This is a genomic window from Nocardioides sp. (genome assembly GCF_030655615.1).
In the GTDB taxonomy this organism is placed as follows: Bacteria; Actinomycetota; Actinomycetes; order Propionibacteriales; family Nocardioidaceae; genus Nocardioides.
Genome location: NZ_JAURVJ010000198.1, coordinates 1 through 11,128 on the forward strand (window position 1 = coordinate 1; position 11,128 = coordinate 11,128).

Consider the following 11,128-nt stretch of genomic DNA (forward strand, 5'->3'; position numbering starts at 1 on the left):
CGACCCCGTCACTCCGGTTGAGCCGCCTCCGGACCACGCTGCGCCCGGTCGACGTACCGCCTGCGGAGGTCTCGACACGCGGTGACTTCGTCCCCGCGGCTCGACCACCGTGCGGTGGGCCTGAGCACGGCGGTATCGCTGACCCGTCGCACGAACGCGACGGCTCAGCGTGTCCGCACGGTGATCGAGCCGACGGGCCGGCTACGGCCCGGCGTGTCGAGATCCCCGCAGCCGACCCACCCGACCCGACCCCGTCGCTGCGGCTGAGCGGCTCAGCGACCACCGCTGTGCCCGGTCGCCGTACCGGCTGCGGAGGTCTCGACACGCGGTGACTTCGTCCCCGCGGCTCGACCACCGTGAGGTGGGGTCAGGCGAGCTCGTCGAGCAGCTCCTGCGGCGTACCGCTGTAGACCTCGCCGTCGAGGACCATGGTCGGGGTGCCCTTGACGCCGGCGGCAAGGGCCTCCTTGGTGGCGTTCTTGGCGAAGTCGTTCTCGCCCTCCTCGATGCCGGGACGGACGTCGGCCTCCGTGGCTCCGGCCTCGACGGCCGTCGCGATGAGGGCGTCGGCGTCAGGGAACGACGAGGCGCTCTCCTCGGGCTGGTTGTCGTAGAGGAGGTCGTGGAACTTCTTGGCGACCTCGGGCCCGGACTTGTCGAGGACGACGCCGAAGGCGGCGGTCGAGCGGGCCGAGTAGGTGCCGATGTTGCTGAGCAGGGTGAACGGGCGGTAGTCGACGTAGACCTTGCCGTCGTCCGCGAGCTGAGCGAGCTGGTCGCCGGTCGCGGCCTCGAGCTCGCCGCAGTAGGGGCAGAGGAAGTCCTCGTAGATGACCAGGTCGTGCGGGGCGTCGGGCGAGCCGATGGCGACGCCGTAGTCGCTCTGGCCGGCCGCGGTCGCGTCGACGTCGTTGGAGCGGCTGACGAGGTAGAACGTGATGCCGATCAGCACCAGCACGACCGCGACGACGCCGCCGACCATGAGGTTGCGGCGCCGCTCCTGGGCCTTCGCCTGCTTCTTGAGCTCGGCCAGGCGCTCGGCCCGCTCCGCCGCCTTGGTATCGGTCTTCGACTTGCCAGCCACTACTCGGCACCTTCCAGCTCGTTGTCGAGCTCGCGCTCGAGGTCACGTGGCGTACGTCGCCGGAACAGCACCGCGTCGAGCGCGAGGCGCCCCGGGCCGGCCCACACCACGAAGAGCGACGCGGCGAGGAGCGCCACGTCGCGGGCGATCTCGACGGGGTACTTCGAGGAGGCGTCGGGGTCGTAGCCGCCGCCTCCGAAGCACCCGCAGTCGATCTCGAGGCCGCGCGCCCATGCCGACGCGATGCCGATGACGAACCCGACGAACAGCACGACCGAGATCGCGGCGGCGCCGCGGCTCATCACGCCGACGACGAGCGCGAGGCCGATGACGACCTCGACCGCCGGCAGCGCGTAGCCGATGGGCTCCGCGAGCGACGTCGGCAGCAGGTCGTAGGCCTGGACGGCCTGGACGCTGCCGAGGGGGTCGGCCAGCTTGGCGAAGCCGGCCCAGATCCAGACACCGCCGACCACCAGGCGCGCGAGGAGCGCGAGCCACTGCTTCGCCGACGGGTTCACGTGGGAGAACGGTAGACGGCGCGGCTGAAGCCGACCTGAGAGGCGCCCCGTAGGGTGAGCGACCGTGAGTGCCGCCAAGGAACGCCTGGTCTGGATCGACTGCGAGATGACCGGTCTCGACCTCGTCGCCGACGCCCTGGTCGAGGTCGCCGCGCTGGTCACCGACTTCGACCTCAACGTCCTCGGCGACGGCGTCGACATCATCATCAAGCCGCCCGCCGAGGCCCTCGAGCAGATGGTGCCGTTCGTGCGCACCATGCACGAGACCTCCGGCCTCCTCGACGAGCTCGAGCACGGCGTGTCCCTGGCCGAGGCCGAGGCCGACGTGATGGCCTACATCCGGGAGTTCTGCCCCGCCGACAGCCGCCCGCCGCTGGCCGGCAACACCGTCGCGACCGACCGCTCGTTCCTGGCTCGCGACATGCACGACCTCGACGGGTTCCTGCACTACCGGATCGTCGACGTCTCCTCGATCAAGGAGCTGTCGCGCCGCTGGTTCCCGCGCGCCTACTTCGCAGCCCCGACCAAGCGTGGCAACCATCGCGCCCTGGCCGACATCCAGGAGAGCATCGAGGAGCTGCGCTACTACCGCGACACGGTCTTCGTGCCGGCCCCCGGACCCGACTCGGCGGCCGCCCGTGAGGCCGCCTCCCGCCATGGCGGCGCCCTGACCGGCCTGGGCCCGACCCCGCCCGCACCAGCACCGGACGCAACCGATTCTGAGACCAAGCCCTAGACCCTCTACACTTCTTCCGGTCCTGCACGGTGCATGCCGAGCAGGTCATGGTGGGTATAGCTCAGCTGGTAGAGCGCCGCCTTGTGGTGGCGGATGTCGCGGGTTCAAGTCCCGTTACTCACCCCAGTCAGCTCGCGAGCCCCGGCCGGTCGGCCGGGGCTCGCGGCGTTCACGAGGCCCTGTCGACGATCACCCGCACGGGCGAGGCCGCTCACCGGCGGCGTCCGGGATGCCCCTGCGAGCATCCGGCATGCGCATCGCCCATCTCCTCCGTCTCGAGGGCGAGCTCGACGGCGACGCCGGCCGTAGGGCGGTCGCGGCGATCCGCGACCTGGTCCACCAGGAGCACCAGCCGTGGTGCGCGGCCGTGCAGATCGACCTCGGCGAGGTCGAGCACCTCCCGGCCACGCTGGTCCACCACCTGCGCGACCTGCGCCGCGTGGCCCACGCCCGTCGGGTGACGCTGACGCTGCAGGCACCTCGGAGCTCGCCTGCCTTCCGGGTCCTGGCCTTCCACCAGGGCATGGGCCTGGCGCTGCCACCCGTCGACACCACCGGCCCGTTGCCTGACTAGAGTCAGGCATCGTGACCGCCGTGGAGACCGTACGACGCTTCAACCGCACCTACACGCAGCGGATCGGCGCGCTCGACGAGTCCTTCCTCGGCCTCGGCCTGCCGCTGGGGGCCGCCCGCCTCCTGTTCGAGGTCGGTACGACGGGGGCGGGGGTCGGCGAGCTGCGCGAGCGGCTGGGGCTCGACTCCGGCTACCTCTCCCGGCTGCTGCGCGACCTCGAGTCCCGCGGCCTGGCGACGACCGAGCGCGACCCCGGCGACCTCCGGCGACGCGTCGTCCGGCTCACCCAGACCGGCCGCGCCCTGCTGCGCCGGCTCGACCGGCGCTCCGACGACCTCGCCGCGCGCCTCGTGGCACCGCTGACCGACCGCCAGCGCGAGCGTCTCGTCGCCGCCCTGGCGACCGCCGACCTCCTGGTCCGGGCGGCCACCGTCGAGCTGCACGAGGTCGACCCGGCGAGCGCGCTCGCCACGACGGCGGTCGGCCACTACCTCGCCGAGCTCGACGTCCGCTTCCCCGCAGGCTTCGACCCCGGCATGCCCCCGCCCCTCGACACGTTCACCGTCGCCACCAGCGACGGCGCCCCGGTGGCGTGCGGCGGCGTGCAGCAGATCGCCGACGACGTCGACGAGATCAAGCGGATGTGGGTCGACCCCGGCTGGCGCGGCGCCGGCCTGGGGTCACGGCTCCTGCGCCACCTCGAGGACGTCGTCCGCGGACGCGGACGGGGCGTCGTACGTCTCGACACCAACGGCACCCTCGACGAGGCGATCGCGATGTACGACCGCGCGGGCTACCGGCGGATCGAGCGCTACAACGACAACCCCTACGCGGAGCTGTTCTTCGAGAAGACGCTCTCGTAGGCCTCGCGGGTGATGAACCCGAGCTGGGCCGGCTTGGTCGACAGCTGGACGACCGGCCCGGGCGCGAAGCCCATCGACTGCGCCCGCGCGATTGCCTTGGCGTTGCGCGCGTCGGGCTCGGCGACCACCCGCTGGACCGCCGGGTCGCTGAAGACGAAGCCGCCGACCAGCTCGAGCACCTCGCCGGTGAAGCCCGGCCGCTCCTCGCTCGCCGGCCCCACCATCAGGTGGACGCCGAGGTCGCCGTCGAGCACGTCGAAGTGGTCGCCGATCTCCTCGGCGCGCGGGTCGTAGGTCTGGAAGAGGCCGACGGGAGCGTCGCCGTCCTTGACGAGGTACGCCGCGTGGGTGGGCTGGTCCTGGATCCACGTGTAGACCTCGCGGACCTCCTCGAGCGTGTAGTCCTGCATCATCCAGAACTGCGCGCGGTCCTCGACGACCCACGCATGGACCACCTCGGCCTCGGTGGCGGGGTCGAGCAGGTCGAGACGCAGGGTCATGACGTTTCCTCCGAGGGGTCGAGCGTCAGCAGGGTCCAGTCGGTCACGATCGGCGCGAGCCGCGTCTCGGCCCACAGGGGCAGCTGGTCGAGGTGGTGGGGGTCACCGGGCACGGCCGAGGCGCCCATCGGCACGACCCAGCCGCCGGCGGTGCGGTCGGCGAGGTCCCAGACGTAGCGAGCGACGGCGCCGCGGTAGGCGCCGTCGGAGATGCCCGGGAGCGACCCGACGCAGCGCACGCAGTCCTGGTCGCCGCTCAGCGGTACGGCGGGCACGTCGGGTGCGGTCCGCCCCGTCGTGAGGTCGAAGGCGTGGATGGGGTCGAAGACGTGCGTCTCGCCCCAGGTCGCCGGCCAGCCGGAGGCGTCGACGTCGGCCTCCGCGAGCCGGGCGTCCTCGGCGAGGTCGATCCCGAAGGGCGTGCCGGCCGCCGCGAGTGCCGGCAGCCCGAGGCCGACCATGACCGTGATGTCGAACCACGGCCCGACGACCGGGTCGGGCGCCGGCTCGCGCAGGGGGTCGAAGACGGTGTGCGCAGCGACCCGGCGCACGAACGCCGACCGCCAGGCGGCGTAGGCCGCGGCCTCGGCCGAGTCGGCGCGCATGTGGCCGTCCCAGCCGTCGAGGCGGGCGGGCGCGAGGTGTCGGACGGCGTCGCGTCCGCCGAGCAGCGCGTCGTCGTGGATGGCCGTGAAGTCGTCGGTCGTCAGGCCGGTGCGGTCGCCGAGGAGCTCGCGGATCCGGTCGGCACGGTGCGACGGCGCGAACTCGACACCGATCTCGTCGCTCTCGGGGCCGCGACGGTCGTTGGCCGTGACGACCTGGCCGTCGGGGCCGACGTCGACCCGGTGCCGGTCGGTGCGCCAGCCGGTCCAGCGTCGCTCGGCGTCGCGGGTCGGCACCCGGCCGGCCCAGCGGTAGCGGACGGTGCCGTGGACGTCGGCGACCACGACGTTGTTGACCGGCTCGACCCAGTGCTCCATGGCGGCGTCGACGTCGTCGGCGGTGCGCGCCCGCAGCAGCGGCAGCAGCGCCTCGAAGCCCACGTCGCCGAGCTCGGTCGACGGCCCACGGAACCCGACGCCGGGCACGACCGTCGGGCCGTCGTGGTCGTCACCGACCTCGTCGAGGTCCTGGTAGTCGGCCATCCCGTTGGTGATGGCCCACGCGACGTCGCCCGCGTGCGCGAAGTGCTGCACGCCGGGCACGCCGGTGAACGTGAACCCGACGACGTCGAACGGGTCGTCGGGGTCCTCGCACGCGAGCCGCACCTGGTGGTAGACGCCGGGTGACTCGAAGGTGCGGTGGGGGTCGCCGCCGATGAGCGGCAGGCCCGAGGCGGTGCGTGCGCCGCCGACGGCCCAGGCGTTGCTGCCGGCCGGCTGCGGGCCCTCGTGCGACAGCAGCGCCGCGTCGCCGCCCAGCACGTCGCGCACCCGGCGGTCCCACAGCGTCGAGCCGATGTCGGCGAAGAGCACCTGCTGGGCGTGGAAGGTCGCCAGCGGCATCCACTCCGGCCACGGCTCGGCCGTGGCGCCGACGGCGACCAGCTCGGGCGGCGTGGTCGCGGCCGGGCTGGTGAGCGCGGCGTTGACGCCCTCGACGTACGCCGTCACGAAGGCCTGGGACTCCCCGGTGAGGGCGTCGAACGCACGGCGGGCGGTGTCGACGACCCGCACCCGCACCGAGAACCGGTCCCAGGGCTCCCCCGCGGTCCCGAGCACGCCCGCGGTCGTCCCGGTGGCGCGGCGGCGGAGCCACTCGAGCTGCCACGCCCGGTCGCGAACGACCGCGAGACCCTGGCCGCGGGCGAGGTCGAGCACGTCGGTCGCCCGGACGTGCGGGACGCCATACGCGTCACGATAGATCCGGGCCATGTGAGGTGACCCTAAGCCACGCAGGAGGGGGCGGTCACAGGGCTTCCACGACGACGCCGCCGAAGCGCGCCTCCCCCATCGAGCAGGGCTTGCCGCTGACGGTGACGCGGCCGGTCCGGGTCACCTCGTCGCAGACCTCGCCGTCCGTGCCGTCGTCGCCGTCGGCGTACCGCGCCTGGAAGCCGCCGCCGAGCGACGTGTTGTAGCCGCGGACCGGACGGCCGTCCTCGGCCACCGCGCGCCTCGTGCAGTCGTCGCAGACGGCCCGCGGGTAGCGCTCCTGGTGCGGCGCGGGCAGGCCGCACAACGGGCAGGCGTGCGTGCGTCGACCGGCCCGGGAGGCCTCGACCGGTGCCTCGAGCAGGTGGTCGCGGGCGGCCAGCGTGCGCATCGGGGCGAGCCGGCCCCGCCGCAGCTGGATCCACAGCCAGTCGGCCCAGTCACGGTCGAGGTCGCTCTCGATCCCCACGCGGTGCTGGGGCGGCAGGGCGGAGACGGTCGTCCCGAGGGCGAGGGCGGTGACGGCGGCCCGCTGCCACGGTCCGAGCTCGGACCAGTCGAGGTCGCGGGCGGCGTGCCGGGCCTGCTCCCACGCCCGGTCGAGCGTCTCGTCGGTGTCGCCGTGGCTGAGGTAGCCCGAGCCGAAGCCACCGTCGTACGACGCGAACCAGAGCCGCTCGCCGTCGACGCAGGCCAGCCCGCCGTGCACCAGGTCCCCGTCGAACGGGTGGCGGTAGCGCACCACCGCGTCGGGATCGTCGGACAGCGACCGGGCCCAGGCCAGGACGCCGTCCTCGGTCAGCGGACGCTCGGGACCCTCCACGGGACCATTACAACCCAGCCCGTCCGAAGTCGCCGCGCTGGTAGGACTGGTAGGCCTCGAGCACCTCGGCCATGGTGTTCATCACGAACGGCCCCGCCCACGCGAGCGGCTCGCGGATCGGGCGCCCGCCGACGACCACGACGTCGAGGCGCGGCGAGCGGCTCTCCTGGGTGCCGTCGGCGGTGACGGTGAGGTAGTCGCCGGCACCGAGGACGGCGGTCTGGCCGGTCTGGATCGGACGTCCGTCGATGCCGACGGTGCCGTGGCCGTTGAGCACGTAGACGAGGGCGTTGAAGTCGACGTCCCAGGGCAGGTCGAGCCGCGCCCCGGGCTCGACGGTCGCGTGCACGAGCGTCATCGGGGTGTGGGTCGCGCCCGGGCCCTCGTGGCCGTCGACGGCGCCGGCGATGACGCGGACGAGCGAGCCGGCGTCGGGCGTGGTGAGGAGCGCGACCTCGCGGGAGCGGATGTCCTGGTACTTCGGCGTCGTCATCTTGGCGTCGCGCGGCAGGTTGACCCAGAGCTGGATGCCGTGGAAGAGCCCGCCGGACTCCACGAGCCACTCGGGCGGGGTCTCGATGTGGAGCAGGCCGGAGCCGGCGGTCATCCACTGCGTGTCGCCGTTGGTGATCGAACCGCCACCGCCGTGGGAGTCGCGGTGGTCGAAGACGCCGTCGATGATGTAGGTGACGGTCTCGAACCCGCGGTGCGGGTGCCAGGGGGTGCCCTTGGGCTCGCCGGGCGCGTACTCCACCTCGCCCATCTGGTCCATCATGATGAACGGGTCGAGCTCCTTGAGGTCGACGCCGGCGAACGCGCGACGGACCGGGAACCCCTCGCCCTCGTAGCCCCGGGGAGCGGTCGTCACCGAGCGCACCGGACGCGGCTGGTCGCCCAGCCCGGGAGCCTTCACGCGGTCCAGCACGGTCAGGTCGTCGACGGTCTGTGCGGGCACGGCACCCAGCTCCTCGGTCAGGTCGGTTCGGTCGATCGTCCCAACGGTAGTTGAATGTTTGACATTCCCGGCCGGACCGGTAGCCGCACCTCGACGGTCGTGCCGACCCCGACCCGGGACCGGACGTCGACCGAGCCCCCATGGTGCTCCACGATCTCGTGGGCGATCGACAGCCCGAGCCCGCTGCCTGGGATCGCCCGGCCCTCGGCCAGCGACGAGCGGAAGAAGCGGGTGAACAGGTGCGCCTGCTCCTCGTCGGGGATGCCGATGCCGGTGTCGACGACCTCGAGCACCGACTCCTGCCGGTCGGGGTCCAGGTGGACGCACACCGAGACCGAGCCGCCGTCGTCGGTGAACTTGACCGCGTTGCCGATGAGGTTGACCGCCAGTCGCTCCACCATCTCCCGGTCGCCGTACGTCGGGAGCGGCACCTCGCAGAGGTCGAGCGACACGTCCAGCACCCGTGGCGCGTCCCAGGTCGGCGCCACGACGTCGTGGGCCGCGCGCACCGCGTCGCGCAGGTCGAACGGCTCCTCGTGGGGACGCAGCCCCGTCTCGGCGACCCGCGACAGCGTGAGCAGGTCGTCGATGAGGCTGAGCAGGCGGTGGCTGTTGGACTGCACCCGCAGCAGGGCGTCGACCTGGGGACCCCGCAGCTCGCCGAGGGTCCCGTCGGTGAGGAGCTCGAGGTAGCCGAGGATGCTGGTGATCGGCGTGCGCAGCTCGTGGCTGACCGTCGAGACGAACTGGTCCTTCACGGCGTCGACGCCCCTGAGCCGCTCGACCGCGCGCCGCTCCGTCTCGAGGGCGTCGCGCAGCGCCTGCTCGGTGTCGAGCTGGTCGGTGATGTCCTCGGAGGTGCTGACGTAGCCGCTCGTCCGGCCGCCGACGGCGAGCCGGGTGAGGGTCATCGCGTGGGTGCGCTCGACGCCGTCCTTGCGCAGGAACCGGATCGGCGCGCTGACGAGGCCGCGCTGCACCAGGGCGGTGACCACCGCGACGAAGTCGTCCTCGACGCCGAGCTCGAGCGCCTTGTCGCGGATCGCCTCCGGGCTGTGCAGCATCGGTGTGAGCCGGCCGAGCACCTCCCCGGCGCGGTAGCCCAGCAGCTGCTGGGCGCCCGGGTTGAACAGGGTGATCCGGCCGTCCGGGTCGGTCCCGATGATCGCGATGCCCGAGGCGCCGTCGACGATCCCGCGCACCAGGTCGCGCTCGGCGGCCGAGGCCCGCGCGGCCCCGACGTACTCCCCCACCCGGAGCATCAACGGGATGACGATGACCGCGCAGGTGGCGCAGAAGGCGGACAGCAGGATGCCGCGGAAGTCGCCGGGCAGGCCGTAGCGGGCCGGGACGTCGGCGAAGGGACCCTCGCCATAGCTGGTGAGGAGGACCGCGAGGGCCAGGACGCCCAGCAGCTGCAGCATCGACTCGAGCGGGGTGATCCGCAGGGCGCCCCACGCCAGGACCGGGATGACGAGGAAGACCAGGGACGGCGAGGCGTCCGGGACGAGCAGCAGGGGGGCGCCCGCCGCGATCGCCGCCCACTGCGCCCAGCGCTCGCCCGGACCGGCGATCGCCCCCTGGTTGGGGAGCCGGAGGAAGAGCGGCACCAGGTAGAGCTGCGAGGCGAGGTGGGCCATGCCGACGCCGAGCGCCGCCCGGGCGGGGTCGCCGGACCCGTCGACGAGGTAGGTCGTCGCCGCGCCAGTCGCGGCGATGGCGCCGCCCAGGAACGCGGCAGCGAAGTAGCGGCGGAGGTCGTCGTCGCTGCGCAGCCCGGGCCTGCGGCCGTCGCGGCGCTGCAGGACCCGGGCGGCCACCCAGACCTCGAGCGCCGACATGAGGCCGTAGCCCACCGCGAGGTCGGCGGGCTGGTCGCTGAGGAGGATGGCGAGGACGCCGGTCGACCCCACCGCGAGGCTGACCACCAGCCGCAGGCGCCGGGGGGCCAGCAGCACGGCGCCGGTGCCGATCCCGATCGGCCAGATGCCGGTGACGTAGTCGCGGGGCGGCGCGTGCCTGGTCGCGAACCAGGCGAGGAGGACCAGGAGCAGGAGCGATCCGCCGACGACGAGCAGCCGCAGCCGCACGGTGCGACCGACCGCGGTCGCCTCGCTCACCGGGGACCGACTGGGGGCGCGACGGAGAAGCGGTCCGTGACGACCGCGCGCCTGTGGGGGGAGCGCAACACAGGGTCATCCTCTCGTGTCCGTGTGACGCGCCGACAGCGGCCGGTGCTGGAGCGCCCGAGGTCGCTACGGTGACGGGATGCCTGCTCATCTCGGGACCAGTCACTCCTACGACGTCGTCGTCGTCGGCGGCGGCCACAACGGACTGGTCGCAGCGGCCTACCTCGCCCGCGCCGGGCTCTCGGTCATGGTGCTCGAGCGGCTCGACCACACCGGTGGCGCGGCCGTCTCGGCCACCGCGTTCGAGGGGATCCCGACGCGGCTCTCGCGCTACTCCTACCTCGTCTCGGTGCTCCCGGAGCAGCTCATGGCCGACCTGCGCCTCGACGTCCAGCTCCTGTCGCGGCGCACGGCGTCGTACACCCCGACCCTGCGCGACGGGAAGCCCGGCGGCCTGCTCGTCGAACGCAACGAGCGCGACGCCACCCGTCAGTCGTTCCTCGAGCTCACCGGTTCCGAGACCGAGTACGACGCCTGGCGCGCGTTCTACGGCGACGTCGCCGCGCTGGCCCACGTCGTCGCCCCGACGCTGCTGCAGCCGCTGCCGTCCGAGCGCGACCTGCGCGAGCGGGTCCACCCCGACACCTGGCGCGACGTCGTGACCCGCCCGCTCGGCGAGGCCGTCGAGCGGCGCTTCACCGACGACACCGTGCGCGGGGTCGTCGCGACCGACGCCCTCATCGGCACCTTCGCCTCGCTGCGCGACGAGTCGCTGATCCAGAACCGGTGCTTCCTCTACCACCTGATCGGCAACGGCACCGGCGAGTGGCGGGTGCCCGTCGGCGGGATGGGCTCGGTCACGGCCGCGCTCGAGAAGGCCGCCGTCACCGCGGGCGCCGAGATCGTCACCGGCGCCGGCGTGAGCGCGATCAGGGCCGACGGCACCGGTCCCGGAGAGGTCGACTGGACCTCCGCCGACGGCACCCGCCACACCGTGGCGGCGACCCACGTGCTGGCCAACGTCGCCCCCTGGGTGCTGCGGATCCTGCTCGGCGAGCCCGAGGACCCG

Annotated in this window: 11 protein-coding genes and 1 tRNA gene; 5 read left to right on the forward strand and 7 right to left on the reverse strand. The window is 73.3% G+C overall.

Annotated elements, in window-relative coordinates; genetic code table 11:
* Positions 1-367 precede the first annotated feature (367 nt).
* Positions 368-1,084, reverse strand: coding sequence for a thioredoxin domain-containing protein (locus Q7T52_RS16705; protein WP_304804468.1), 717 nt, complete (start codon positions 1,082-1,084; stop codon positions 368-370).
* Positions 1,084-1,602 (reverse strand): DoxX family protein, encoded by a 519-nt coding sequence (locus tag Q7T52_RS16710; protein ID WP_304804469.1) that lies wholly within the window; start codon positions 1,600-1,602, stop codon positions 1,084-1,086. The genes Q7T52_RS16705 and Q7T52_RS16710 overlap by 1 nt, the downstream gene beginning before the upstream one ends.
* 64 nt (positions 1,603-1,666) lie before the next feature.
* Between Q7T52_RS16710 and orn the strand changes: the two genes are divergently transcribed.
* The 4 genes from orn (at position 1,667) to Q7T52_RS16730 (ending at position 3,775) form a co-directional block, all read left to right on the forward strand.
* Entirely contained in the window at positions 1,667-2,338 is a 672-nt protein-coding gene (gene orn, locus Q7T52_RS16715) for an oligoribonuclease (protein WP_304804471.1), read from the forward strand.
* Between the two features lie 50 nt (positions 2,339-2,388).
* Positions 2,389-2,464, forward strand: a tRNA-His gene (locus Q7T52_RS16720).
* Between the two features lie 124 nt (positions 2,465-2,588).
* Positions 2,589-2,912 carry a hypothetical protein gene (locus tag Q7T52_RS16725; protein ID WP_304804473.1) on the forward strand — a complete coding sequence of 108 codons (324 nt, stop codon included), beginning with the start codon at positions 2,589-2,591 and terminating at the stop codon, positions 2,910-2,912.
* Between the two features lie 11 nt (positions 2,913-2,923).
* Positions 2,924-3,775 (forward strand): bifunctional helix-turn-helix transcriptional regulator/GNAT family N-acetyltransferase, encoded by an 852-nt coding sequence (locus tag Q7T52_RS16730; RefSeq protein ID WP_304804475.1) that lies wholly within the window; start codon positions 2,924-2,926, stop codon positions 3,773-3,775.
* On the opposite strand, the gene Q7T52_RS16735 is transcribed toward Q7T52_RS16730, so the two are convergent.
* From Q7T52_RS16735 to Q7T52_RS16755, 5 genes are read right to left on the reverse strand one after another with little or no spacing between them, the layout of a single operon-like run.
* Positions 3,739-4,275, reverse strand: coding sequence for a GNAT family N-acetyltransferase (locus Q7T52_RS16735; RefSeq protein WP_304804477.1), 537 nt, complete (start codon positions 4,273-4,275; stop codon positions 3,739-3,741). The two genes, Q7T52_RS16730 and Q7T52_RS16735, sit on opposite strands and share 37 nt — an antisense overlap.
* Entirely contained in the window at positions 4,272-6,152 is a 1,881-nt protein-coding gene (locus Q7T52_RS16740) for a penicillin acylase family protein (protein WP_304804478.1), read from the reverse strand. Before Q7T52_RS16740 ends, Q7T52_RS16735 begins: the two co-directional genes overlap by 4 nt.
* 34 nt (positions 6,153-6,186) lie before the next feature.
* Positions 6,187-6,975, reverse strand: a complete 789-nt coding sequence (locus Q7T52_RS16745; RefSeq protein ID WP_304804481.1) for a hypothetical protein — start codon at positions 6,973-6,975, stop codon at positions 6,187-6,189.
* Between the two features lie 7 nt (positions 6,976-6,982).
* Positions 6,983-7,930 carry a pirin family protein gene (locus Q7T52_RS16750; protein ID WP_304804484.1) on the reverse strand — a complete coding sequence of 316 codons (948 nt, stop codon included), beginning with the start codon at positions 7,928-7,930 and terminating at the stop codon, positions 6,983-6,985.
* Between the two features lie 17 nt (positions 7,931-7,947).
* Positions 7,948-10,050, reverse strand: a complete 2,103-nt coding sequence (locus Q7T52_RS16755; RefSeq protein ID WP_304804486.1) for an ATP-binding protein — start codon at positions 10,048-10,050, stop codon at positions 7,948-7,950.
* A 148-nt stretch (positions 10,051-10,198) separates the two neighbouring features.
* Here Q7T52_RS16755 and Q7T52_RS16760 point away from each other — a divergent pair.
* Positions 10,199-11,128: NAD(P)/FAD-dependent oxidoreductase (locus Q7T52_RS16760; RefSeq protein ID WP_304804489.1), on the forward strand; the 930-nt coding region annotated here is incomplete at its 3' end.